Annotated in this window: 23 protein-coding genes; 15 read left to right on the plus strand and 8 right to left on the minus strand. The window is 64.3% G+C overall.

Translation table 11 applies throughout. The annotated features are described in order from the left end of the window. Nucleotides 1-42: 42 nt before the first annotated feature. The 6 genes from QAZ22_RS19130 to QAZ22_RS19155 form a co-directional block, all read right to left on the minus strand. Entirely contained in the window at nucleotides 43-1,095 is a 1,053-nt protein-coding gene (locus tag QAZ22_RS19130) for an ABC transporter substrate-binding protein (RefSeq protein ID WP_278202287.1), read from the minus strand. A gap of 59 nt (nucleotides 1,096-1,154) precedes the next feature. Beyond that, on the minus strand, nucleotides 1,155-1,589 hold the full coding sequence (locus QAZ22_RS19135; protein ID WP_278202288.1) for a VOC family protein: 435 nt from the start codon (nucleotides 1,587-1,589) through the stop codon (nucleotides 1,155-1,157). A 2-nt stretch (nucleotides 1,590-1,591) separates the two neighbouring features. After that, the gene (locus QAZ22_RS19140) at nucleotides 1,592-2,326 is read right to left on the minus strand and encodes a FadR/GntR family transcriptional regulator (RefSeq protein WP_278202289.1); all 735 of its coding nucleotides are present in this window, start codon (nucleotides 2,324-2,326) and stop codon (nucleotides 1,592-1,594) included. Then, complete coding sequence (locus QAZ22_RS19145) at nucleotides 2,323-3,759, minus strand: FAD-binding oxidoreductase (RefSeq protein ID WP_278202290.1); 1,437 nt, start codon at nucleotides 3,757-3,759, stop codon at nucleotides 2,323-2,325. Before QAZ22_RS19145 ends, QAZ22_RS19140 begins: the two co-directional genes overlap by 4 nt. Before the next feature lie 140 nt (nucleotides 3,760-3,899). Next, nucleotides 3,900-5,174: a M23 family metallopeptidase gene (locus QAZ22_RS19150; RefSeq protein ID WP_278202291.1), complete on the minus strand. Its 1,275-nt coding sequence runs from the start codon at nucleotides 5,172-5,174 to the stop codon at nucleotides 3,900-3,902. A gap of 165 nt (nucleotides 5,175-5,339) precedes the next feature. Next, the gene (locus QAZ22_RS19155; protein WP_278202292.1) at nucleotides 5,340-5,807 is read right to left on the minus strand and encodes a peroxiredoxin; all 468 of its coding nucleotides are present in this window, start codon (nucleotides 5,805-5,807) and stop codon (nucleotides 5,340-5,342) included. 97 nt (nucleotides 5,808-5,904) lie between these two features. Between QAZ22_RS19155 and QAZ22_RS19160 the strand changes: the two genes are divergently transcribed. The 9 genes from QAZ22_RS19160 to QAZ22_RS19200 all read left to right on the plus strand — a co-directional run bounded on the left by QAZ22_RS19160 (nucleotide 5,905) and on the right by QAZ22_RS19200 (nucleotide 14,882). Continuing rightward, nucleotides 5,905-9,330: a DUF3971 domain-containing protein gene (locus QAZ22_RS19160; RefSeq protein ID WP_278202293.1), complete on the plus strand. Its 3,426-nt coding sequence runs from the start codon at nucleotides 5,905-5,907 to the stop codon at nucleotides 9,328-9,330. Nucleotides 9,331-9,348: 18 nt separating this feature from the next. Continuing rightward, on the plus strand, nucleotides 9,349-9,819 hold the full coding sequence (locus QAZ22_RS19165; protein ID WP_278202294.1) for a hypothetical protein: 471 nt from the start codon (nucleotides 9,349-9,351) through the stop codon (nucleotides 9,817-9,819). 137 nt (nucleotides 9,820-9,956) lie between these two features. Then, the gene (locus QAZ22_RS19170; protein WP_278202295.1) at nucleotides 9,957-11,393 is read left to right on the plus strand and encodes a multicopper oxidase family protein; all 1,437 of its coding nucleotides are present in this window, start codon (nucleotides 9,957-9,959) and stop codon (nucleotides 11,391-11,393) included. A 38-nt stretch (nucleotides 11,394-11,431) separates the two neighbouring features. Next, a complete protein-coding gene (locus QAZ22_RS19175) occupies nucleotides 11,432-11,872 on the plus strand; it encodes a DUF411 domain-containing protein (protein WP_278202296.1) in 441 nt (146 codons plus the stop codon). 5 nt (nucleotides 11,873-11,877) lie between these two features. Next, nucleotides 11,878-12,411 (plus strand): TlpA disulfide reductase family protein, encoded by a 534-nt coding sequence (locus tag QAZ22_RS19180; RefSeq protein ID WP_278202297.1) that lies wholly within the window; start codon nucleotides 11,878-11,880, stop codon nucleotides 12,409-12,411. 13 nt (nucleotides 12,412-12,424) lie between these two features. After that, the gene (locus QAZ22_RS19185) at nucleotides 12,425-12,748 is read left to right on the plus strand and encodes a hypothetical protein (RefSeq protein WP_278202298.1); all 324 of its coding nucleotides are present in this window, start codon (nucleotides 12,425-12,427) and stop codon (nucleotides 12,746-12,748) included. A gap of 62 nt (nucleotides 12,749-12,810) precedes the next feature. Further along, a complete protein-coding gene (locus tag QAZ22_RS19190) occupies nucleotides 12,811-13,500 on the plus strand; it encodes an SCO family protein (RefSeq protein ID WP_278202299.1) in 690 nt (229 codons plus the stop codon). Nucleotides 13,501-13,647: 147 nt separating this feature from the next. Continuing rightward, on the plus strand, nucleotides 13,648-14,328 hold the full coding sequence (locus tag QAZ22_RS19195; protein ID WP_278202300.1) for a DsbA family protein: 681 nt from the start codon (nucleotides 13,648-13,650) through the stop codon (nucleotides 14,326-14,328). Then, nucleotides 14,325-14,882, plus strand: coding sequence for a hypothetical protein (locus tag QAZ22_RS19200; RefSeq protein WP_278202301.1), 558 nt, complete (start codon nucleotides 14,325-14,327; stop codon nucleotides 14,880-14,882). Before QAZ22_RS19195 ends, QAZ22_RS19200 begins: the two co-directional genes overlap by 4 nt. A gap of 321 nt (nucleotides 14,883-15,203) precedes the next feature. Here QAZ22_RS19200 and tyrS read toward each other — a convergent pair whose 3' ends face one another. Continuing rightward, the gene (gene tyrS, locus QAZ22_RS19205) at nucleotides 15,204-16,457 is read right to left on the minus strand and encodes a tyrosine--tRNA ligase (RefSeq protein ID WP_278202302.1); all 1,254 of its coding nucleotides are present in this window, start codon (nucleotides 16,455-16,457) and stop codon (nucleotides 15,204-15,206) included. Between the two features lie 290 nt (nucleotides 16,458-16,747). On the opposite strand from tyrS, the gene QAZ22_RS19210 reads away from it, so the two are divergent. Further along, on the plus strand, nucleotides 16,748-18,391 hold the full coding sequence (locus QAZ22_RS19210) for a glycosyltransferase family 39 protein (RefSeq protein WP_278202303.1): 1,644 nt from the start codon (nucleotides 16,748-16,750) through the stop codon (nucleotides 18,389-18,391). A 45-nt stretch (nucleotides 18,392-18,436) separates the two neighbouring features. Then, entirely contained in the window at nucleotides 18,437-19,288 is an 852-nt protein-coding gene (locus tag QAZ22_RS19215) for a phosphatase PAP2 family protein (RefSeq protein WP_278202304.1), read from the plus strand. A 25-nt stretch (nucleotides 19,289-19,313) separates the two neighbouring features. On the opposite strand, the gene QAZ22_RS19220 is transcribed toward QAZ22_RS19215, so the two are convergent. Further along, entirely contained in the window at nucleotides 19,314-19,988 is a 675-nt protein-coding gene (locus tag QAZ22_RS19220; RefSeq protein WP_040969528.1) for an alpha/beta hydrolase, read from the minus strand. 252 nt (nucleotides 19,989-20,240) lie between these two features. Here QAZ22_RS19220 and QAZ22_RS19225 point away from each other — a divergent pair, with 252 nt between their 5' ends. The 4 genes from QAZ22_RS19225 (at nucleotide 20,241) to sufD (ending at nucleotide 25,246) form a co-directional block, all read left to right on the plus strand. Next, nucleotides 20,241-21,401 (plus strand): cysteine desulfurase family protein, encoded by a 1,161-nt coding sequence (locus QAZ22_RS19225; RefSeq protein ID WP_278202305.1) that lies wholly within the window; start codon nucleotides 20,241-20,243, stop codon nucleotides 21,399-21,401. Nucleotides 21,402-21,639: 238 nt separating this feature from the next. Continuing rightward, the gene (sufB, locus tag QAZ22_RS19230) at nucleotides 21,640-23,157 is read left to right on the plus strand and encodes a Fe-S cluster assembly protein SufB (RefSeq protein WP_278202306.1); all 1,518 of its coding nucleotides are present in this window, start codon (nucleotides 21,640-21,642) and stop codon (nucleotides 23,155-23,157) included. Nucleotides 23,158-23,184: 27 nt separating this feature from the next. Next, nucleotides 23,185-23,940 carry a Fe-S cluster assembly ATPase SufC gene (gene sufC, locus QAZ22_RS19235; RefSeq protein WP_278202307.1) on the plus strand — a complete coding sequence of 252 codons (756 nt, stop codon included), beginning with the start codon at nucleotides 23,185-23,187 and terminating at the stop codon, nucleotides 23,938-23,940. 25 nt (nucleotides 23,941-23,965) lie between these two features. After that, nucleotides 23,966-25,246, plus strand: coding sequence for a Fe-S cluster assembly protein SufD (sufD, locus tag QAZ22_RS19240; protein ID WP_278202308.1), 1,281 nt, complete (start codon nucleotides 23,966-23,968; stop codon nucleotides 25,244-25,246). The last annotated feature ends 40 nt before the right edge of the window (nucleotides 25,247-25,286 follow it).

A 25,286-nucleotide genomic window follows, 5' to 3' on the forward strand; every position in this document is an offset into this window, starting at 1 on the left:
CCCACTTTTTTGCTACGCTGACCTTCGGTTCGGGATCATGCTCTAGGCCGCGGGCGCGTCGAGCTTGGGCCGGTCGGCAGCCGAGAGCTCCAGGATCTTGGTGATGTAGACGTCCTTGGCGGCCGGTCTCCCGTTCGGATACTGGCCGACCTTGTCGAGCAGCGCCAGCTGCTCCTCTATCGAGGCGGGATCGAACGTGCCCCAGCCGTCCTTGGCGGTCGCGCCGTCGAAGGAAAGCTTGAGCACTAGGTTGACGGTCTTCTCTTCCCAGCCGAGATCCATTTCCGGATAGGCGGCAATCATCTTCTTGACGGCCTCCTGCGGGTTGGCATGCACCCAGCCCCAGCCCTTGCCGACGGCGCCGATGAACTTCGCCAGAGTGTCGGCATTTTCCTCGATTGCCTTGTCGGTGGCGAAATAGACGTCGGCGTAGGAGCTAAGCCCGAGATCGCGCACCAAAAGGTCGATGCGGTCATCGCCGACGACACTGAGCGCCTGGGTGTTGGTGATCCAGCCGCCGATGGCGTCCACATCGCCGCGCACCAGCGGCGCCTTGTCGAAGCCGACATTGACGATGGTGACCTCGGACGGATCGATGCCATTCTTGGCCAGGATCTCGTCGATGACGAAACGCGCTGTCGGCTGGATGCCGATCTTCTTGCCTTTGAGGTCTGCGACATTGCGGATCGGCTTGCCCGGCTTCGAGGTCAGCGCATAGGGGCCGGTGCGGAAGCCGCAGGCGATGATCTTGACCGGTACGCCGCTGGCGCGCGCGGCATAGAGCTGCGGTGTTTCGGAGAACTGGCCGAGCTGGGCAGCTCCAGAGACGACCGGCGGCACGGTCGAAGCGTTGGGGCCACCTGGGCTGAATTCGACCTCCAGGCCTGCATCCTTGAAATAACCGTTGGCGACGGCGGCGATGTCTCCGATCTGGCCGTTGGACATCAGCCAGTCATACTGGATGACGACCTTGCCGGCCGCCCTGGCGCTGGGCGTCAGCACCAGCTGCATGCCGGCCGACGCGGCCGCGACCGCTGCGAGGCCGCCCTTCACGAAAGTGCGGCGGTTCAATTCACAGTCTCGGTTCCCACTCATTTTTCGCTCCTGTTGAAGACTTCTTTCTTCCAAGCGCCGCTCCCTCGGCGCGGCGTCGTCTACGGCTGTTCGTCGTGGTAGTCGCCAGGGCCGCCGTCGAGCCAGGCGTAAAGCTCCCAGAGCGTGTCGTCCGGGTCGGTGAAATAGGCGCAGCGCGCATTCCAGACATAGTCTTCCGGCGGGCCGCAGAAGGGCACGCCTTTGGCGCTCAGTTCGCCATGCAGCCGGTCGATATCGGCCGGCGTGCCGAGCTGAACGGCGACGCAAACCTTGTGCGCATGGCGCGGCGATCTCAGGTTCGACACGCCGGTATGCCGGTTGATATGGTCGAGTTCCCAGGCGGCGAGCGTCACGCCCTCGCCATGGAAATCGGCAAAGCCCTCGGCGCGGCGACGCAGCCGAAAGCCGAGTTTGTCGACATAGAAATCGACTGTACGCTCGATGTTCTCGACCAGCAGGCAGACGTCGGAGATGCGGGTGAGGCTTGCCGACATGATTATTTCGCCTCGCTGGTCCTGGAGAGCGGCAGCTTGACGCCGACGCGGTTGGCGGCGCCGACGATGTGCGCGCGCATCGCTGCTTCCGCCGCTGCCGGGTCGCCTGCCACCAGCGCCTCGTAGATGCGCACATGCTCGCCGACATTGATCTCGACGAGATCGTGCAGCGGGTTGGTCATGCGGGCGTAGTGGATCGAACGGCGGATCTGTTCGCAGACGAAGGAGATGAAAGTGTGGATGTAGCTGTTGCCGGTCGCCCGCGCGATCTCGCGATGGAACAACAGGTCGGCGTCGATGCTGCCTTCCTCCCAGCGCTCCTCGCCGCCCATGCGGTCGAGCGCGGCCTTGATCGAATCGAGATGCTCCTGCTTGCGGCGCGCAGCGGCGAGCGCGGCGGACTCGGCCTCGAGGATGCAGCGCAGCTCGAACAGCCGCTCCATATTGTGCGTGTCCTTGAGCGCCTCGCGGTCGATGCGGATCGCGGCCCTTTGCTCCGGCGCCAGCACGAAGGCGCCGATGCCCTGCCGCGCCTCGATCATGCCGTCGGCCCGGAGCTGGGCGATCGCCTCTCGGACGACATTGCGGCTGACGCCGAATTTCTCGGAAAGCTCCTGTTCGGTCGGCAGCCGCGTGCCGGGATTCAGCTCGCCGGATTCGATCTCGCGGCTGAGGAAGGCGGCGACCCGGTGCGGCAGGGTCTCGACGGTGCCGATGGCGGCCAGTCTTTGTTTCATGAGAAAGTCTCCGTCGAGGGCAGCAGGCAGCCGGGATTCATCAGTCCCTTGGGATCGAGCGTGGCCTTCAGCGCGGTGACCATACGGCGATGCGTGGGCGAGAGCCCGGCCCAGAATTCGCGCCGGCGGCTGCGGCCGATGCCATGCTCGGCGCTGATCGAGCCACTGAGGTCGACGGCGATCTCATAAAGACCGGCTGTGATCTCCGCGCCGCGTGAGCGGGCATCGGCCGCGGCGAGATCGAGTGGCGGCAGCACGTTGAAATGGATGTTGCCGTCGCCGGCATGGCCATAGGCGAGCGGGATCCAGCCGGGATGTTCGAGCGCGACGAAGCGGCGCAATCGTTCGATCAGGGCTGGGATGTCCGTAATTCGCACCGAGAGATCGGTGCGCACGTGGTAGCCGCGCTTTGCTTGGCCCTCGACCAGTCCCTCGCGGATCGCCCAGAAGGCCTTTGCCTGCGCGCCGCTGGTCGCGAGCACTGCGTCGGCCACTAAACCTTTTTCCATTGCATCGGTGAGAAAGCCGGCCAGCACGCCGGTAAGATCGATGCCCGGCCCCGAGGACAATTCGATCAGCGCCTGGACGGGCGCTGCGACAGGCGCCGTCACTCCAGGATCGACCAACCGGGCCAGATCGATGCATTCCGAACCGATGATCTCGAAGGCGGAGATCAGATCGGAGCAGGCGCGGCGCGCCCGGTTGAACAGCGTGACCCCCGCTTCGAACGAGGCGAGGCCGAGATAGGCCGTCTCGACGCGGGCCGGCTTCGGGAACAGCTTGACCTCGACGCCGGTGATGATGCCGAGCGTGCCTTCCGAGCCGATGAAGAGCTGTTTCAGGTCATAGCCGCTGTTGTTCTTGCGCAGCCCGGAAAATCCGTTCCACAGCTCGCCATCGGCGAGCACCACTTCCAGCCCGAGGATCAGATCGCGCGCCATGCCGTAACGCAGCACATTAACGCCGCCGGCATTGGTGGCGGCATTGCCGCCGATCTGGCAGCTGCCTTGCGCACCGAGCGCCAGCGGAAACAGGCAGTCTTCGGCCTCGCTCGCATCCTTGATCGTCTGCAGGACGCAGCCGGCGTCCGCCTGAAGCGTGAAGTTCTCAGGATCGATCCGGCGGACGGCGTTCAGCCGCTCCAGGCTGACGACGACCAGGCCGGTTCCGTTGCCATCGATGGCGCCCGAAACCAGTCCGGTATTGCCGCCTTGTGGAATGACGCCAAGTCCAAGCTCGCTGCAGAGACGTATCGAGGCCTGCACCTCGGCAACCGACGCAGGCAGCAGCACGGCAAGCGCGCCACCGCTATAGTCGCCTGCCCAATCGCCGAGAAACTTCGCCATTCCTGCCGGCTCGGCAGTCAAGCCGTTGCGCCCGACGGCGCCTTCGAGAGCGTCGAGTATCTCAGACGAGAGACGGCGAATGGTCATCAGCGGCATAACCAACATCGGGCAATAGGGCGATACATATCATCCTACAACTTGGGCCGAGTCAATCCGAAGCGAGCGCTGTTGCCAGCCGAACTGTGGATGGATCTGGAGGGATCTCCGGTCTGCCGCGAGTCCGTGCGCTAAAGGTACGGCGCAACCTTCTTGCCGACGACGAGGAAGCGCAGCGGGTCGACCGCCTCGCCGTTGTGGCGCACTTCGTAGTGGAGATGCGGGCCGGTCGAGCGGCCGCTGCTGCCGGTCTTGCCGATCACGTCGCCGGCCGCGAGTTTCTGGCCAACGGTGACGTCGATTTCGCTGAGATGGCCATAGCGGGTGGAGAAACCGTTGCCGTGGTCGACCTCGACCATGCGGCCGTAGCCGCCGTTCCAGCCGGCCTTGGTGACGACGCCGGCGGCCGTGACCTTGGCCGGCATGCCGATCGGCGCCCTGAAATCCATTCCCGTGTGCAAGGCGGCCGTGCCGAGGATCGGATCGGTGCGCACGCCGAACGGACTGGTGACGGCGCGACCTGGGGCGGGATTGGTCAGCGGCAGCTTGCGCGCCTCTTTCTTGACTTGATCAAGCGCATCAAGAGCCTCGTCCAACTCCTTGACCTTGCTGTCGAAGATCATAGAGGAATCGAGCGGCACCAGCGGCCCGCCGACATCGTTCTTGTCGAGCTCGGCGTCGACCGGCAGGCCTGCGGCTTGCAATGCCTGCGAGATCGCATCCGCGTTCCTGTAGGCATTGTCAGCGAGCGTGGCGATACGGGTAAGCTGCTGGCTCTCGATGGCCTTGAGCGATGCGTTGATCGACACGAACAGCTTGTCGGCTCGATCCGCGGCGGTTTCGTTGTCGAGCGGATCGGAGCGTGTCGACCACAGCGAGAAGGGCCTGGTGTCGCCGGCGCTCAGGCTAGCGACGGAGTAGCTCGGGGCCTGCGAGAGGCTGCCGGTGATTTCGGCATCGGGCTTCGCCGGTGCATCGCTTGCGGCGGGCACGTCGCCGACCTCGTTTTCGGCACGTTCGAGAATCGGTCCCAACCGGCCATGACGCTGGCTGAGCTGGGTTTGCCTGGCCAGCAGCTCGCTGACCTTGGTTTCCATGAGCTGCTGGTCGAGAAGCTGGCGGCTGGTGATGCGGTCGACCTGAGCGCGAAGGGCGGAGATGCGGTCCTCATAGGCCTGCTGCATGCGCGCCTGCCTGGCGGTCGTGGCGCCGATCAGGTCGTCGCGCAACACCAGATAGGAGGTTGCGAGCAGGTAGCCGATGGCGATCGCCGCAAGCGCCGATCCGATGAACGCGGCGAGCCAGGGGCGGATGGTGAAATGCCTGATCTCGTTGCCCCGGGCGATGATGACCGTGTGGGGCTCCTTGCGCCTGCCGAAGACCGTTGACTGACCGTTTGGTTTCACGGGACCGAGCTCTCATTACGACTCCAACGACAGCCCGGGATTACACATTATTAGGGTTAACAAAGCTTTGCCGGCCGCAATGCGCCCGTAACCAGTTCCCGCATTGCGGGTGGTGAATTGCGGCAGGGAAGGCCAGCAAAAATCGCGGAAGCTGCGGTCTCCGCTTCAGAGCGCGCGCACTGCCGCGAGCACCTCTTCGGCATGGCCCTTGACCCGCACCTGCCGCCAGATGCGGGCGATCGGTCCGTCCTTGTCGATCAGAAAGGTCGCACGCTCGACGCCCATGTATTTGCGGCCATACATCGTCTTCTCGACCCACAGATGATAGGCCTCGATCACCTTGCGCTCCTCGTCGGCGACGAGATCGACGGTGAGATCGTATTTTGCCTTGAATTTGTCGTGTTTTTTTACGCTATCGGGAGACAGTCCGATCACCACGGCGCCGGCCTTCTCGAATTCCGGCTTCAGCTGCGAGAAGCCGATCGCCTCATTGGTGCAACTTGTAGTGTCGTCCTGCGGATAGAAGTAGAGTACGACGGGCTTTCCCCGGAATGCGGCGAGGCTGAGGGAGCCGCCGCCGTCGCGTGGAAGATCGAACTGCGGCGCGACGTCGCCCACTTCGAGATCAGCCATATCGATGCCCTTGTCTGAGGTTACGCGCGGATCGAGCATCGATATAACGTGAAGCGGGGATTCGTCCACGACGAGTTCGTTTACAACGGAATATTGCTTGGATCAGGAGCAACCGCAGCACGAGAAGATCAGGTTCAGGCGTGACGAGATCACCGACCTGGGGATGTTTCCGTCCGCGTGCAGCGTGCCGCCGCTCGGCCGCGCCTCGGTGCGCCGCCGTTTCCGCGTCATCGGCCGGGTGTTTGCGGGGCTCTGTGCTCTGGTGCTTCTGGCGGCGGCCGGTGTCTATGTGCTTGGCACGTCAGGCATCGGCACGGAACGGCTTCGCGCCGAAGCCGAGACGGCCATCGAGAAGCTCGCGGGTGTCGATGTCAACGTCACCGTCGGACCGGCGCGGCTGACGCTCGACGGGTCGAGCTTCATCGCCCTGCAGGTCAGCGACGTCAGTCTGAAGACGGCCGACGGCAAGCCGATGGCCGATGTCGGGCGCGTGCGGTTCGGCATGCGCCTGCTGCCGCTATTGTCCGGCGAGGTCCGGCTGACCAGCGCCCGGTTTTCCGATGCCCACATCATGGTCGCTGCGATGCCTTCCGGCGGCGGCGACTGGACGGCGGCGTTGCGCAATGAGGATGGTCTCGTCGATCCGGAGAAAGTGTCGGCGGCGGTGTTTTCCGGCGTCAACGAAGCCCTGGACGCGGTGCGCGAGGATTCGATGCGCCAGATCGACCTCCGCAATGTCGAATTCGAATTGCCGGCGGGCGGATCGGTCAAGCGCGTGACCGTCGCCGAGGCCACGGTCGCGCAGACCGGTACCGGCAGTATGGAACTCTCATCCGATGCCGACGTCGACGGCAGGCATGTCAGCCTGACGGCTTCCGCCGCACGTGATCCGAGCGCCAGGCGGATCGCATCGTTGGACGCCAGCCTCGAGGTGGCGGACGCCAGCGCAACCCCGGTCGGGGGAAGCTCGAGCGGCGGAAATTCCGCCGCTCCCACTGACAAGTCCCAGGGAGGCAAACTTGGTTCGATTGCGCTGAAGCTTTCGGGCGCCGAGGCGTCCGGCGAAACGCCATCGCGGCTGGCGGCCTCGCTGTCGCTCGGCGGCTCGGTGCTCGATCTCGGCTCACGCGGGCTGCTGCCGGCCGACGTCGATGCCAATGCCACGCTTGTGGCGGGGTCGAACAAGATCTCGATCGACAGGCTGCTGCTCAAGACCGGCCGCTCGGCATTCGATTTCTCCGGCTCGATCGGGCCGAAGCCGGCTGTCGCGGGCGAGGAGCCGTCCTACCGCTACGACCTTGTCAGCGACGGCTCGACGCTCGCGCCGTCGGAATCGCCGGAGCCTGCACTTCAGTTCCTCGCCCGCATCGCCGGCGTCTACCAGACCAAGAGCCGCAAGCTCGTCGCCGAGCAGATCGGCGTCCGCTCCGGAGGCTCGAGCGAGGTGCTGGGCACCGCTTCGCTTGCCTTCATCGACAACGGGCCGCCGGGTGTGTCGCTGTCGCTCAACGTCCACGACATGCCGGTCTCGCATGTGAAGCAGCTGTGGCCCTGGTTCTCCGCCCGCAACGCGCGGCTTTGGGTGCTGGATAATTTGTTCGGCGGCCGCGTGGTCGACGCCAATTTGCAGTTCCAGGTCGTGCCGGGGCGGCTCGGCAACGGCGTTCCGCTTTCCGGCGACGAGGTGTTCGGCCGCTTCCAGGTAGAGGGCTCGCGCTTCGACACGGCGGGCCGCATCCCGCCGATCCGCGACGCGGTCGGCGTCGTTGCCTTCCACGGCAACGACGTCGATATCAGCCTGTCTTCCGGCAGCGTCTACATGCCGAGCGGCCGCACCGTGGCGGCAAGCGGCGGCACGCTGACGGTGAAGCAGGCGAATGTCTCGCCGGTCATCGGCGCGCTCGACATCGACGTCGCCGGCGAAGCGCCGGCAATCGCCGAGCTCGCCTCTTACGAGCCGATCAACGCCATGCGCCATGTCGGCCTCGCGCCAGAGGATTTGAGCGGTACCGTCACCGGGCATGTGCGGGCCGACATTCCGCTGACTTCCGGCGTCGACACATCGAGGCTCGACTGGCTGGTCGCGCTGGACTACCAGGACCTTTCTTTAGCCAAGCCATTCGAGGACCAGACTGTCACCGAGGCCGACGGCTCAATCACCGTCGGCCCCGACCGCGCGGTGATATCGGCCAAGGCGAAGCTGAACGGCATTCCGGCCGAGCTCGATCTGGTCGAGCCGCTCGAGGACAAGGGGCCGCCGCGCAGCCGCAAGGTCGCGCTGGTGCTCGACGATAAGACCCGCGACGCAACGATGCCCGGCCTGTCGCCGCTGCTTTCAGGCACCATCAAAGTGGCGATCGACAAGAGCGGCGAGGGCAGCCAGAGCGTCGAGGCCGACCTGACCAGCGCCAAGCTCGACATTCCCTGGGTCGGTTGGAGCAAGGGGGCAGGCATTCCGGCCAAGGCCACCTTCACGATGGCAAAGTCCGGCAGCACCACCACGCTGTCGGATTTCGCGCTCGACGGAAAGAGCTTTTCGGTCGACGGCGATGTGACGCTGGTCAATGGAGCGCTGTCCTCGGCCCGCTTCAGCAAGGTCGCGCTCAACCGGGGCGACGACGTCGCAGTCTCGGTGAAGCGATCGGGCAAGAGCTACGCCGTCGATGTCAGCGGCGAGTCCCTCGATGCCCGTTCGCTGATCAAGCAGTTCACCTCCGATGTCGACACGGCCACGAAAGGCGCCGGCGCCGACGCGATCTCGGTCAGCGCCGACGTGAAATCGCTGACCGGCTTCCACGACGAGGTGTTGTCGAACCTGAAACTGGACTACAGCGGCGCCGGCTCCCGGGTGAACGGTCTCGATGTCAGCGCGACGGCGAGTTCCGGTGCGGCGATCACCGTCAGGAACACCACAGGCGACGGCGGCCGGTCGCTCAGGATGAAGTCGGCCGATGCCGGTGCGATCCTGCGTTTCCTCAACATCTACGAGCATATGGAGGGCGGGGCGATCACGCTGTCGCTTGCGGGCGCCGCCGACGGGCCGATGAAGGGGCAGGTCGATGCCAGCAATTTCTACGTCGTCAACGAGCCGAAGCTCGCTTCGATCGTGTCGACGAAGCCGGCCGGCGATACGCGGAGCCTCAACCAGGCGGTGAAGGCCGACATCGACACCTCAAGGGTGCAGTTCGAGCGCGGCTTTGCCGAGATCGACAAGGGCTCGGGTTATCTGAGGCTCGCAAACGGCCTGCTGCGCGGCCCGCGCATCGGCACGACTTTCCAAGGCACGCTCTACGACCAGGACAACAACATGGATATGACCGGCACCTTCATGCCGGTCTACGGGCTGAACCGCATCTTCGGCGAATTGCCGCTGTTCGGCCCGCTGCTTGGCAATGGCCGCGACCGCGGCCTGATCGGCGTTACCTACCGGCTGCGCGGCAACGCCAACAAGCCGACGCTCAACATCAACCCGCTGTCCGTGGTGGCGCCCGGAATATTCCGCTCGATCTTCGAGTACAGGTAAGTGCAGGCTGCGCATCGCATGACCAGAGGGCTTGGACCGGCCTTGATGTCGCAGCGGCGGGCGATCACGGGCTTGGGACTTGCAAAAACCGCACTTTGCCGTCAGCCTGAGCGGATGACGGCAAGACTATCGCCAAAACATCTCATCGTCATGCTGCTGGCGGTCTTTCTGACCGGCGGGTTCAGCCTGTCTGCCGCTCAGGCTGACGTCATGTCGGCCACGATGGCGAGCGGCATGGCTATGACCGTCGATGCGGGCATGGGCGCCGGCAGCGCAATGAAGGGCGATTGCAAGGCGTGCCTCAAGGACACGGGCGATAGCCTGAAGCAGTGTCCGCCTGTCTGCATTGCGCCCGTGCTCGCCGTGCTGCCGCAAGACTTTGCCATGACGACGGTGCTCCACTTGCAACAGCCATCGGCGGAGCCCACTCCGTTCCTGCGCGGGCGAAGTTCCCTGCCCGATCCATACCCTCCTAGACCCAGCGCCTGACGCCGTTTCAGCCGCACCACGGCTGATCCCCGGCGCCTGATCGCCTGCGCGCGCATGGTTGCGCCGTGGGTGCGCATGGCAATCCAGGTCGATGCCGAACCACTCGCCATCGATCGAGATCGCAAAGGGTCAGAAGGGTGAAATACGATTCCAATTATTGCATATCACGCCGTGGGTTTCTCGCGGCAGTGGCGAGCGCTGCCGCGTCCGCTTCGCTGCGTCCCGTACGCGCCTCCGCCGTCGATGAACGCTCGCTCAAGGTCGCGCCAGGCAAGGCGCGGTTCGGCGACGCCGACGGTCCATTCACGCCTGTCTGGGCCTATAACGGAACCATCCCCGGTCCAACGCTGCGGCTCAGGCAAGGTCAGCCGGTCCGCATCACAGTCGAAAACGGGTTGGATGAGGACACGACGGTCCACTGGCACGGCATCCGCCTGCCGAATGCCATGGACGGCGTGCCGGGGCTCACGCAGTCGCCTATAAAGCCGGGCGAAAGCTTCGTCTACGAATTCACGCCGCCGGACGCGGGCACCTTCTGGTACCATCCGCATACCGATAGCCTCGTGCAGCTTGGCAGTGGATTGGCTGGCCCGCTCATCGTCGAGGAGGCCGAGCCGGCCGCCTTCGACCGTGACCTTCTGTGGTTGCTGCAGGACTGGCGACTAGCCAAGGACGGCCAGATCGCCGGCGGCTTCGGCAGCATGATGGATGCCTCGATGTCCGGCCGCGTCGGCAATGTGGTAACCATCAACGGGCAGGCGCCGACGGACCAGAGCGTAAGGGCCGGCGAGCGCGTCAGGCTCCGGCTCGCTAATGCCGCACTTGCCCGCATGATGGCCCTGCGCTTCGAAGGCCACCGTCCGGTTATCGTCGCGGTCGACGGCCAGCCGTGCGAGCCGCATGAGCCGGCTGACGGTCGTCTTGTGCTTGCGCCGGCAATGCGCATCGACGTCGTGCTCGACATGCAAGGCGACCCCGGTAGCCGGCATGCCGTGATCGACGACTTCTACGATGGGCTTGCCTACACGCTGACCAATCTTGCCTATGACAAGGCGTCGCCGCTTCGGGCGCATCCGCTCGACGCCCGCCTTGCCCTGCCTCGCAACCCGCTGCCTGCGCCGAACCTGGCGAACGTCGTGCGCCAGGAGATCGTGCTGCAAGGCGGCATGATGGGCGGCGGCAAGCTCGCCGGCGTCGGCGGCATGATGGGCATGGGCATGCCCGGCATGAAGGGCTCCCCCGCCTGGGCGATCAACGGCATGTCGATGACCGGCGACGGCCATGCCGGCATGGCGCCGCAGTTCACGCTCGAGCGGGGCGCGACCTGCCGTCTCACCATGCGCAACGAAACCGCCTGGTGGCACCCGATGCATGTCCACGGCTTCAGCCTCTCGGTGCTGTCGCGCAACGGCGCGCCCGTGCCGCACAGGCAATGGCAGGACACGGTGCTTCTAGCCCCCAAGGACGTGATCGAATGCGCCTTCGTCGCCGACAATCCCGGCGACTGGATGCTGCACTGCCACGTCGCCGACCACCAGATGGCCGGTTTGATGACCGTGTTCCGGGTGACCTGATTCTCAATCCAACCCATCAAACAAGGAGAACTGCAAAAATGAAACTGACCTACGCGCTGACCGCCCTCGGCCTTGCAATCGCAACGCCGCTGCCGGCACTGGCCGCGACGATCGAGGCGGTGATGTACAAGAACCCGCAATGCAGCTGCTGCGAGGCCTATGCCGCCTACCTCGAGAAGAATGGCTTCAAGGTCGACATCAAGCCGGTCAACAATCTCTCGCAGATCAGCAGCGATGCCGGCGTGCCCGCTGACCTCGAAGGCTGCCACACGATCATGGTCGACGGTTATGTCGTCGATGGCCTGGTGCCTGTCGAGATCGTCAAGAAGCTCTTGACCGAACGGCCCGCCATCGCGGGCATCACGCTCGCCGGCATGCCGGCCGGCGCGCCCGGCATGGGTGGCGAGAAGAGCGAGACCTGGACGGTCTATGCCTTCACCAAGGATGGCAAGGCGCCGACCGTCTACGCGACGGAATGAGCGCCATGACCGCACGCAAACTGGCCGTGGCCCTTTCGGCGATACTGCTTGCGGCCTCGCTGCCTGCAACTGCGGCGGAGGCGCCGCAGAACTTTGCCGTTCTCGACACGCCCGCCGCGCTGCCGGAGATCAACTTCGCGGACGCCGCCGGTCAGCCGAAGACGCTGGCCGGCTATTCCGGCAGGGTGGTGCTGCTCAATATCTGGGCGACGTGGTGCGGGCCCTGCCGCAAGGAAATGCCGACGCTCGACCGGCTGCAGGCCAAGCTCGGCGGACCGGACTTCGAGGTCGTCGCGCTGTCGATGGACCGGAAAGGCCCTGATGCCGTGAAGAAGTTCTTCGCCGAGACGGGCGTCACGCACCTTGCGCTGAACATCGACACTTCGGCCCAGGCGATGTTCACGCTCGGCGCCGTCGGCCTGCCGATGACGCTGCTGATCGACCGGCAAGGCAAGGAGATCGGGCGGCTGATCGGCCCGGCCGAGTGGGACGCCCCCGACATGGTCGACTTCATCCGCGGCCGAATCGCCGCCAAATGAGAAAGGAAACGACATGACAACGACCGAACTGACCCGAAGCGGTCAAGTTTCACTGGGCCGCCAATCCATCGTTCGCTCTATTGCAGGCGGACGCCGCGGCTTGGTCGCTGGCGGCGTAGCGATCGCCGTCGCTGGCCTTGCCTTCAACTGGTCGTGGCTTGTCGCCGCCGGCGTCGCGCCGGTGCTGCTCAGCCTGCTGCCCTGCGTCGCTGTGTGCGCGCTTGGTCTGTGCATGAACCGTATGACGGGCGGCTCGTGCCAGACCGGGGACGGTTCGGCAAAAGAAGGCGCTGGCGATCCGAAGGCGCTTTCCGCCGACATGAAAGGCAGTGATTGATGTTCGTCCGGGTGCAAAACGAGCCTGAGGCCCGGTGTGTTTCGTTGGTTCGGGACCAGTGGATGCGCTTGCTATGCGCCCTGTTCGCACTGGCGGCGCTCGCCGTCGGCTTCGCGCATGGCGCACGGGCGCACTCGCTGGATGACATCGACGCCATGCTGCGGAGCGACGAGAAGTATTTCCAGCCAATCGACAAGCCGCTGCCGGATTTCACGCTGCGCGCCGCCGACGGGCGCGTCGTGCGACCGGCCGACCTCGTCGGCAGGGTCGTCGTGCTGCACTTCATCTACACCTCATGCCCGGACGTTTGCCCGCTGCATGCCGAAAAGATCGCCGAGGTCCAGAAGATGGTGAACTCGACTCCGATGAAGGATCGGGTCGTCTTCATCAGCATAACCACCGACCCGCGCAAAGACACGCCCGATGTGCTCAAGGCCTATGGGCCGACGCATGGGCTCGACCCGGCCAACTGGCTGTTCCTGACCACGGCACCCGACCAGCCGGAGGATACGACCCGCAAGCTGGCGGAAGCCTTCGGTCACAAGTTCACCCTCACCGACGACGGCTACCAGATGCACGGCATCGTCACCCATGTGATCGACAGGGAGGGCCGCTGGCGCGCGAATTTCCACGGTTTGAACTTCCAGCCCATCAACCTCGTCACCTTCGTCAACGCGCTCACCAACAATGTCGAGCGCCCGCACCATGAGCAGGACGAAGGCTGGCTGGCGAAACTGAAGAACCTGCTGTGAGGCAGGACCATCGCTCCGGAGAGGAAAGGGAAGCACATGTTCACCAGGACGCACACGAGCCGGTTTTTCGGAAGCATCTTTCGCACCATCTTGCTCGCTGCACTGGCGGGATGGCTGCTGCTCAATCCGGGCTTGCCAGGCGCTCGGATGCCGGCATTCGCGGCCGGCGAAATGTCCCAGGACCAGCTCGACCAGCGGATCCATGACTATATCCTGGCGCATCCGGAGGTTCTCGTTCAGGCGCTGCAGAGCCTGGACGAGCGCCAGCGTCAGGCGGAGGCGGCCGAAGCCAGGAAGGTGCTCAAGGCACGCGCGGACGACATCTTCCACGACAGGCAGAGCCCAGTCGGAGGCAACGCGCAAGGCAATGTCACCCTGGTCGAGTTCTTCGATTATAATTGCCCTTATTGCCGAATGATGGCGCCGATCATGGAACAGGCCGTGGCCGACGATCCGCAGCTCAGAATCGTCTACAAGGAATTTCCCATCCTCGGCCCCGATTCCGTGTTCGCGGCTAAGGCCGCGCTCGCCGCCGACAAGCAAGGCAAATACGCGGCGTTTCACAAGGCGCTCTATGCGGCAAAGACAAGAGTAACCGAGGCGGTCGTGCTCAAGACCGCCGCCGAGGCCGGGTTGGACGTCGAACGCATGAAGGCCGACATGCGTCAGCCGGACATCCAGGCATCAATCGACCGCAACACGGAACTGGCCCAGGCACTGAGGATCACCGGGACGCCGGGCTTCGTGGCAGGTGATCAGATTTATCCCGGCGCGACCGACCTTGCGACCCTGAAGACATTGGTCAACCAAGCGAGGGCCGGCAAATGAGCAGCACCCCAAACCGGCGCACGGTTGTTCTCGGCGCGTTCGGCGTCGCCACGGCCGCGGGCCTTTTCGAGCGGCCGAGGCCAGCAATCGCCGCCGACGATCCCGAATTGGCCAAGCGTTTCAAGGATCTCAGCGAGAACGGCAACAGCACCTGCTCGGCCAAGTTCACGGACTCGATCGCGACGATGCCGCCGATGTCTCGCATCAAAGGCTCATGCTGCAGTCCGATGGAATTGAAGCGCTACGGCGAGCAGGTGCGAGGCCTTGCCAAGTACCGCGCCATCCCGATGATCCCCGGCGATCCTTATGACATTGCGGCCGCGACAGCGCAGCAGATGATGCCGTATTACGATCTGAAGCTCACCGGAGACGAGCAGAAGGCCTATGACTACGCGATGGCCAATTCCGAGGAGAAAGGTCCCTGCTGCTGTCCTTGCTGGCGCTGGAAGGTGTATGGCGGACTGGCGAAATACCTGATCCACGAGCATGGTTTCGACGGCAAGCAGATCGTGGATGTGTGGAACCTCTCCGACGGCTGCGGCGGAGGAATGTAAGGCTTGCCGGCGAAGTGACATTCCGCCCGCTGATCGCGGCTGGCCAACCGGAAACCTCGTCGACTTGACAGACCTGCGCTGCGATCTAGTTCACCTCGCAATCGCCGGTACACGCCCCGGGGAGGCCGGCTCTCGCCACCCAGGGAGGATGATCGCCATGATGGACGGTTCGGCTTGGATGATGGGGGGCATGGCGCTCATCTGGGTCTTGGTCTTCATCACGCTTCTGCTCGGCATAGCGGCGCTGGTCAAATACCTGCGAAGCTGATCGGCCCTGCGTCCCGGCAACGTCGCGGCCGGTGGCACATGGCGGCGAATGGGTCAGATCGGCCGCACCAGGACGTGCTTCTTTCTGCCGAGCGAGAGCTTTGCGACACCCTCCGCGCCCAGATCCTGAGGTGTCACCATGCGCCGGTCGTCGGTCACCGGCTGGTCGTTGAGGCGCACGGCGCCGCCCTGGATGTGTCGCCGCGCCTCGCCATTGGAAGCAGCGAGCCCTGCGGTCACGAATAGCGACAGGATGCCGATACCGGCCTCGAGATCGGCCTTGGCCACCTCGACGCTCGGCAGCGTGTCGGCAAGCGCGCCTTCCTCGAAAGTCTTGCGCGCGGTCTCGCTTGCCGTCTCTGCCGCCTCGCGGCCATGCAACATGGCGGTGATCTCGGTGGCGAGGATCTTCTTGGCCTCGTTGATCTCCGAGCCGCCGAGCTTTTCGAGGCGCGCGACCTCATCCAAGGGCAATGTCGTGTAGAGTTTCAGGAAACGGCCGACATCCGCGTCCTCGGTATTGCGCCAGTACTGCCAGAACTCGTAGGGCGACAGCATGTCGCCGTCGAGCCAGACGGCGCCCGAGGCCGATTTGCCCATTTTGGCGCCCGACGAGGTTGTGAGCAGCGGCGTGGTCATCGCAAATAGCTGCACGCCTTCCATCCGGTGGCCGAGATCGATGCCGTTGACGATGTTGCCCCACTGGTCGGAGCCGCCCATCTGCAGCCTGCAGCCGACGCGCTTGTAGAGCTCGACGAAGTCGTAGGCCTGCAGGATCATGTAGTTGAATTCGAGGAAGGACAGCGACTGCTCGCGGTCGAGCCTGAGCTTCACGGAATCGAAAGCGAGCATGCGGTTGACGGAGAAATGCCGGCCGACATCGCGCAGGAAATTGACGTAGTTGATCTCCATCAGCCAATCGGCGTTGTTGACCATGACCGCGTCGCCGGCGCCGCTGCCGAATTTGAGGTAAGGCGCGAAATTGCGGCGGATGCCGACGAGATTGTCCTCAATGTCTTGCGGCGTCAGCAGCTTGCGCGCCTCGTCCTTGAAGGAGGGGTCGCCGACCATCGAGGTGCCGCCGCCCATCAGCGCGATCGGCCGGTGGCCGGTCTGCTGCAGCCAGTGCAGCATCATGATCTGGATCAGCGATCCGGCGTGCAGGCTCTTCGCCGTCGCGTCGAAGCCGATATAGGCGCTCACCGTTTCCTTGGCGAAAAGCTGGTCGAGGCCGGTTTCATCCGAAATCTGATGGATGAAGCCGCGCTCGCTCATGATGCGCAGGAAATCGGACTTGAAGGCGGACATCTTTTCTTCCCGGAGATCGCTCGGCAACCGGCCGAGCCTGACGTGAAGGGGCGCGTTTAGCATCAGCGGGCGATCAGCAAAAGTGGTTTCCGGTTTTGCGTAAGATCGCCCGCCACTCAAATTGCGCGATCAGCAAAAGTGGTTTCCGGTTTTGCATTCGATCGCCCGCAATGCGGCGCGTCCTTGCTTCGCCCCTCTTGCTGGCGTAATGAGGCGCCCGCGCAAGGGCAGCACGGCCCGACGCGCCGCGACGGGGCCATCCCGCAATCTCAGATCGGACAGCTCCCGCGATGAACAGGAACTATCTCATCCTATTTCTGTTCAGCATTCTCATGACCGTCAGTGGGCTGGCAAGCCTGCCGCCGGTCGACCGCGACGAATCCCGCTTCGTCCAGTCGACCAAGCAGATGGTCGAGACCGGCGATTATATCGACATCCGCCTGCAGGATGTCTCCCGCTACAAAAAGCCGATCGGCATCTACTGGCTGCAATCGGCGGCGGTGGCGCTGAGCGGCGAGGGGGCGCACGCGCCGATCTGGGTCTACCGCCTCGTCTCCATGCTCGGCATCGCGCTCGCCGTCGTCGGCATAGGCTGGACGGGCACCAAACTCTTCGGCGCCGATGCCGGCCTGGCCGCCGGGCTGATGATGGCTGCGATCTTCGCCACCGCCTTCGAGGGCCGCGACGCCAAGACCGACGCCATGCTGCTCGCCTGCTGCGTGGCCGCGCAAGGCGCGCTGGCGCAGGTCTATCTGGCGGCGCGTCGCAAAGAGCCGGTGGCCGGCCATCTGCCCTGGATCTTCTGGATCGCGCAGGGGCTGGGGATCCTCATCAAGGGGCCGGTGACCCCGCTTCTGTCGCTGCTGACGGCAGCAGCGCTGTTCGCCTTCGAGCGCGACTGGCGCTGGCTTTTGAAGCTGAAGCTGGTGCGCGGCGTCGCCATCGTGCTCGTCATCGTGCTGCCTTGGCTCGCCCTCATCAGCTGGAAGAGTGGCGGCGCCTTCTTCCAGGAGGCGGTCGGCAAGGACATGCTGAACAAGGTGGCGCAAGGCGAGGAATCGCATGGCTTGCCGCCCGGCTTCTATATGCTCACCTATTCGCTGTTCATGTGGCCTTTCGGCCTGATCGCGGTCGGCGCCGGGTTGCAAGCCATCAACCGCTTCTGGGACGACCCGGGTCTGCGTTTCTGCCTTGCCTGGTACATCCCGTTCTGGCTGGTGTTCGAGGCGATCCCGACCAAGCTGCCGCATTACGTGATGCCCGCCTATCCCGGTATGGCGCTGCTGATCGGCTGGCTGCTGACCTTGCCGGCAGATCAGGCCAACGCGCCACTGAAGCGCTGGCAGAGCTGGCTTTGGTGGTCGACGGCCTTCGGTGTCGTCGTCGTGTCGATTGGGCTGGCCGCGGTGTGCATCGGGACGCCGATCTATTTCGCCAAGACCTTTTCCTGGTGGAGCATCCCGGCGGCGATCGCCGCGCTCGCCACCGGCTATCTTGCCTTCCCACGCCAATTGCAGGTGCCGCTCGGACGCATCGCGGCGATTGCTGTCGGCGCCGGCATCACCTTCAGCCTGCTGTTCGGCGTGATTGCGCCGTCCTTGAAGCCGATCTGGCTGAGCCCCGCCATCAAGGCAGCGGTCGATGCAAATCGCCTTTGCGATACTACCGTGCTCGCCTCGTCTCCCTATCACGAGCCGAGCTTGGTGTTCCTGGTCGGCACCAACACGGTGCTGACTGACGTCGACGGCGTCGCAAAGCACTTGGCTGCCGATCCGGGCTGCGCGCTGGGCCTCGCTCCGGTCAAGGACGAGCAGAAGCTCAACGAACTGCTTGCCGGGCAGGGCAAGTCGGCGAGGCGTCTCACCGAGATCGACGGGCTCAACTATTCGTCAGGAGACAAGTTGGCGCTCGGGCTTTATCGGGTGGCCCCGTGAGGGATAGTGTCGGGCCTCGGGTGCCCCTATAGGCTTTGCGCAATCATGTCCGCCGCCGCCCTTTACCGCCGCTCGCTCGGCAACTTCCACGACACGATTGCAATCGTGAAGCGGCGCTTTGCCGTGCGACCGGCGCGCTACCCCGAGATTCCCTGGCTCGTCTGGGTCGCCGCATGGCTTCTGCTTGCGGTGGCCGTCGGCCTCAGCCTGGACAGCGCCGCCGGCAGGATGCGCGGAGAATGGACGCCCGCCTTTGTCCATTTCACCGATTTCTTCACGGATTTCGGCCTGGGCGGCTGGTATCTCATCCCGGCGGCTCTCTGCCTCGTCGCTGCCAACCTGACGGACTGGCGCAGCCTTTCACGGCAGGCGCGGATGATGGTCTACAACTGGACGTGCTTCGCGTTCCTGGTGCTCTGCGCGGTCGGTCTTTCCGGTCTGGCGGTCAATCTCTTGAAATACGGCATCGGCCGCGCTCGCCCGCTCTATTTCGACAGTTTTGGGGTTCTGTCGCTGCATCCCTTCGCCATGGATGCGCGTTTCGCCGGTTTTCCGTCCGGCCATGCCACGACGATGGGCGCGGTGTTCGGGATACTGCTGCTGCTCTTTCCCAGGCGCTGGTATATCGCGCTGGCGATTACCGCCTGCATCGCCTCGACGCGCGTCTTCGTCGGCGCGCATTATCCGAGCGACACGGTGGCCGGCTTCGGGCTCGGGCTTGCCTTCGCTATCGTCTCGGGGATGGTCTTCGCGCGGCTCGGTTTCATCTTCCGGCGGCCGTCCTCGACCAGACCGGTGCCGAAGCGCACGTTCCGGCTGCTGTCTTCCAGCGGGACTACGGATAGAGCATCGCCGGCAAGGCGGAGCCGCGGCCAACTGTCGGCTGACCGCCCATAGATAACGTCTGAGAGCGTAAGAAGGTTTATCTCAGCCGCTTTGGCCGCGGATCGGCGAGCTCGCCCGCCAGCCGCCGGTCGAGATAGTCGGCACATTCCTCGATCAGCAGTTCGGCGTGGTTGGCGAAGAAATGGTTGGCGCCGGGGATCGTCTTCTGCGTGATGGTGATGCCCTTTTGCGTATGCAGCTTGTCGACCAGCGTCTGCACGTCCTTGGGCGGCGCCACCTTGTCGGCGTCGCCGTGGATGATGAGGCCGGACGACGGGCAGGGCGCCAGGAACGAGAAGTCGTAGGTGTTGGGCTGCGGGGCGACCGAGATGAAACCCTCGATCTCCGGCCGGCGCATCAGGAGCTGCATGCCGATCCAGGAGCCGAAGGAATAGCCGGCGACCCAGCAGCTCTTGGAATCCGGATGCAGCGATTGCACCCAGTCGAGGGCGGCCGCCGCATCCGACAGCTCGCCGGTGCCGTGATCGAACTCGCCCTGGCTGCGGCCGATGCCGCGGAAATTGAAGCGAAGCGTGGTGAAATCTCGCTTCTGGAACATGTAGAATAGGTCGTAGACGATCTTGTTGTTCATCGTGCCGCCGAATTGCGGGTGCGGATGCAGCACGATGGCGATCGGCGCGCTCTTTTCTTTCGAGGGCTGATAGCGTCCCTCCAGGCGACCAGCCGGACCGGCGAAAATGACCTCAGGCATAAAATACTCCACGTGGCATACGAAGGCGCTAGCCCGGACCTCTTCTGCGGCCCCAAGTTTTCTGTGGCCTTGACGCCGGGCAAGCGTCTTCCTAGAAGCTAGTTTAGAATTGTTCAAAACTGGGTGGCCGAAACGTATAAGTTCGGCCGCCCGCGCCGCAAGCCGGGTAAATAGGACGGCTTGCCTTGCAATTTCAAGGAAATAACGCGCTATCCTCGCGGAATGGCTGCTGACGGGATTGACTGAAGGAAAATGGCCGCAACTCGCGCCTATCTCGACTACAACGCCAGCGCACCTCTCATCGGAGAGGCGCGGTCGGCAATGGTTGCTGCGCTCGATGCCGCCAATCCGTCGTCGGTCCACACCGAGGGCCGTGTAGCGCGGCGGCTGATCGAGGATGCGAGGCGCGACGTGGCGAGGTTGGTCAATGCCAAGCCCGAGCATGTCGTGTTCACCTCCGGCGCGACCGAGGCGGCCTCGACGCTGCTTACCCCAGACTGGCAGATGGGGCGCGGCGCCATCCGCATGAGCCGCCTTTATGTTTCGGAGGCTGACCATCCTTGCGTGCTCGGCGGCGGGCGCTTTCCGGCCGCACAGGTGACGCGTATCGGTGTCGATCGCAACGGCATTGCCGATATCGAGGCGCTGACCAAGGCGCTCACCACGCATGACCGGGCCGATGGCCTGCCGCTGGTCGCGATCCATGCCGCCAACAACGAGACGGGCGTGATCCAGCCGATCGGCCGCATCGCCGAAATCGTCAAGACCGCTGGCGGCGTACTGGTCGTCGATGCCGTGCAGGCTGCCGGGCGGATTCCTATCGACATGTCAGCCGGTTATGCCGATTATCTGATCCTGTCCTCGCACAAGATCGGCGGCCCGAAGGGCGTCGGCGCCATCGTCGCCCAGGCCGACCTGATGATGCCGAAGCCGCTGATCAATGGCGGTGGCCAGGAGAAGGGCCATCGCGCCGGCACTGAGAATCTTCCCGGCATTGCCGGTTTCGGCGCCGCGGCGCGGGCAGTGCTCGCCGGTCTGGACGACATTGACGCGGTCGCGCGTCGGCGCGACGAGGTCGAGGCGATCGTGCGGGAACTGGTCCCGGACGCGGAAATCTTCGGAGTGGCGGCATCAAGGCTTGCCAATACGACATTCTTCGCTATTCCCGGCATCAAGGCCGAGACGGCGCAGATCGCCTTCGATCTTGCAGGCGTGGCGCTGTCGGCCGGCTCCGCCTGCTCGTCGGGGAAAGTCGGGCCAAGCCACGTGCTGAAGGCTATGGGTCGCGGCGACAGTCTTGGTGCTTTGCGCGTCTCGATCGGTCGCGCCACCGGTGCCGAGGAGATCGAGGCGTTCCGGACGGCGCTGGCGGGCGTCGTCGCGCGCCGGGCGGGGAAGGAACAGGCTGCCTGACGGCGGCGGAGCGTCGCACCGAGAGCACCTTGCGGTTCTCGGAAATCCGGTGCTCGAAAGCGAATTCAGGCCATTCGGCCTGGTAGAGTTGTGCGTTTCGTCTTGGCCGGGTGAATTCCAGGTCGGAATGCACTATATGGAGCTTACGCCGCTTCGGGCGCCGCCAAGGTGCTCGTCCCAGCGGTGCCATAGTTTGAAAACTGCCGGGCCTTGACCCCGGCGAGGATGGAGAACGCTTATGCCTGCTGTGCAGGAGACGATCGATCGAGTCCGAAAGATCGACGTCGACCAGTATAAATTCGGATTCCAGACAGAGATCGAGACGGACAAGGCCCCCAAGGGTCTGAACGAAGATATTATTCGTTTGATCTCCGCGAAGAAGCGCGAACCGGACTGGATGCTGGAATGGCGGCTGGGCGCCTTTAGGCGCTGGCTGACGCTGGAAGAGCCGACCTGGGCGCGCGTCAAATATCCGAAGATCGACTTCCAGGATATCCACTACTACGCCGCGCCGAAGAGTTCGCCGGGTCCGAAGTCGCTGAGCGAGGTCGATCCCGAACTGCTCAAGGTCTACGAGAAGCTCGGCATTCCGCTGAAGGAGCAGGAGATCCTGGCCGGCGTCCAGAAGGCCGACACCTCGGAACTGGAGGAGGCCAACGACAACGTCTACAAGTCGGGCCGCGTGGCAGTCGACGCCGTGTTCGATTCGGTCTCGGTCGTCACCACCTTCAAGAAGGAGCTGGCCGAGGCCGGCGTCATCTTCTGCTCGATCTCGGAGGCGATCCGCGAGCATCCGGAACTGGTACAGAAATATCTGGGCTCGGTCGTGCCGACCTCGGACAATTTCTACGCCACGCTGAATTCGGCCGTGTTCACCGACGGCTCCTTCGTCTTCGTGCCGAAGGGCGTGCGCTGCCCGATGGAGCTGTCGACCTATTTCCGCATCAATGAGCGCAACACCGGCCAGTTCGAACGCACGCTGATCATCGCCGAGGAGGGGGCCTATGTCTCCTATCTCGAGGGCTGCACGGCGCCGCAGCGCGACGAGAACCAGCTGCATGCCGCTGTGGTCGAGCTGATCGCGCTCGACGATGCCGAGATCAAATATTCGACGGTGCAGAACTGGTACCCGGGCGACGCCGAAGGCAAGGGCGGCGTCTACAACTTCGTCACCAAGCGCGGCGACTGCCGCGGCGACCGCTCGAAGATCTCGTGGACGCAGGTCGAGACGGGCTCGGCCATCACCTGGAAATATCCGAGCTGCATCCTGCGCGGCGACGATTCCAGCGGCGAGTTCTATTCGATTGCCGTGTCGAACGGCTATCAGCAGGTCGATAGCGGCACCAAGATGATCCATCTCGGCAAGAACACGTCGAGCCGCATCATCTCCAAGGGCATTGCCGCCGGCTCCTCGCAGAACACCTATCGCGGCCAGGTCTCGGCGCACCGCAAGGCGGCCAACGCTCGCAACTTCACCAACTGCGACTCGCTTTTGATCGGCGACCAGTGCGGCGCGCACACCGTGCCTTACATGGAAGCCAAGAACGCGACGGCGAAGTTCGAGCACGAGGCGACGACGTCGAAGATTTCCGAGGACCAGAAATTCTACGTCATGCAGCGCGGCATTCCCGAGGAGGAGGCGATCGCGCTGATCGTCAACGGCTTCGTCAAGGACGTCATCCAGCAGCTGCCGATGGAGTTCGCCGTCGAGGCGCAGAAGCTGATCGGCATCAGCCTAGAGGGTTCGGTCGGCTGACCGCAAAAAGATATTCAGGAAGAAATTATGCTCGAGATCAAGAATTTGCACGCCCGCATCGTCGATGACGGCACCGAGATCATCCGTGGGTTGAATCTCTCGGTGAAAGCCGGCGAGGTCGCCGCCATCATGGGCCCGAACGGTTCGGGCAAGTCGACGCTGTCCTACATACTTGCCGGCCGCGAGGACTATGAGGTCACCGAAGGCGACATTCTCTACAACGGCCAGTCGATCCTCGAAATGGATCCGGCCGAGCGCGCCACCGCCGGCGTCTTCCTCGCCTTCCAGTATCCGATGGAGATACCGGGCGTGGCGACCATGGAATTCCTGAAGGTGGCGATGAACGAGCAGCGCAAGGCGCGCGGCGAGGAACCGCTGAAGGTGCCGGAGTTCCTGAAGCGCGTGAAGGACGCCGCCGCCTCGCTCAACATGGACATGAACATGCTGAAGCGGCCGCTCAATGTCGGCTTCTCGGGCGGCGAGAAGAAGCGCGCCGAGATCCTGCAGATGAAGCTTTTGGAACCGAAGCTCTGTGTGCTCGACGAGACCGATTCCGGCCTGGACATCGACGCGCTCAAGATCGTCGCCGACGGGGTCAATGCGCTGCGCTCGCCGGAGCGGGCAATCGTCGTCATCACGCACTACCAGCGCCTGCTCGAGCACATCGTGCCGGATAGCGTGCACGTGCTCTACAAGGGCCAGGTCATCAAGTCGGGCGACAAGTCGCTGGCGCTCGATCTCGAAACCAACGGCTATGCCGGCGTGATCGGGCAAGCCGCGTGAGATGGGGCCGAGTGAGGCGAGAGCAATGAACATGCACGCACAGCCCCAGCGGACACTGGCCGAGACGGCGCTGATCGATGCCTTCGGCGAGCGGCTTTCGCTGCTGCCTGGCGACGGCGCGGTGATGACGAAGCGCGACGACGCGATCGAAGCCATCAAGCACGGCCTGCCGACGCGGCGCATCGAATCCTGGCACTATACGGACCTGCGCCGGCTGCTGACCTCGGTGCCGGTTTTCGAGGCCGAGACGATCGCGAAGGCACTCGAGCCGGTTCTCGACGGCGCCGCGGTGCTGCCGGTGCTGAACGGCGTCTCCACCGGCAAGCTGCCCGAGATCGAGGGCGTCATGATGCAGCGCCTGTCGGAAAAACTCACCGACGGCAGTGTCGCGCCTGGGCTCGATCCCTATGGCGCCGATGACGCGATCGGCGCGCTGAATACCGCCTTCGTCGCCGACGGCTATTTCGTCGACATCGCCGACGGCACGGTGCTGGAAAAGCCGATCGAGCTGCAGAACCTGCAGTCCGGTGGCCAGGCGCATGTGCGGCTGCTGACGCGCGTCGGCGCCGGCGCCAAGGCGATCATCGTCGAGCGCCAGGCGGGCGAGGCGGACGAAAACGGCGGCGCGCTCATCAGCTCGGTCAGCCAGCTCGTGGTCGGCGATGGCTCCGAAGTGACCTGGCTGATCGTGCAGGAGCAGCCGGATACGGCCACGCATCTCGCCCAGTTCAAGGCGCATATCGGCAAGGATGCGAAGCTGACGCTGTTCGTCATGAACGCGGGCGGCAAGCTCGTGCGCCAGGAAGTCGTGGTCAGGACCACGGGTGAAGGCGCGGATTTCAAGCTGCGCGGCATCAACCTTCTGGCCGGCGACACGCATACCGACACCACGATGGTGCTCGACCATGCCGTGCCGCACACGAGCTCGACGGAAGTGATGCGCAACGTGGTGACCGGCAGGGCGCGCGGCGTCTTCCAGGGCCGCATCAACGTGCACCAATATGCGCAGAAGACCAACGCCAAGATGGCCTGCAACACGCTGCTTCTGTCGGACGACGGCGAGTTCTCGACCAAGCCGGAGCTGGAGATTTTCGCCGACGATGTCGTCTGCGGCCACGGCGCGACGGTCACCGAGATCGACCACAACCATCTGTTCTATCTGATGGCGCGCGGCATCGACGAGAAGACGGCGCGGGGCCTGCTGGTGAAGGCTTTCGTGGCCGAAGTGATCGAGGAACTGGACGACGAGGCGCTGGTAGACGCGCTCGAAGCGCGGCTCGACGGCTGGTTCCTGACGCACGGGTAGCACTTCCCTTCTCCCCTTGTGGGAGAAGGTGGATTGGCGC

Origin of the sequence: Mesorhizobium sp. WSM4906, from assembly GCF_029674625.1 — a bacterium.
Classification (GTDB): Bacteria; Pseudomonadota; Alphaproteobacteria; order Rhizobiales; family Rhizobiaceae; genus Mesorhizobium.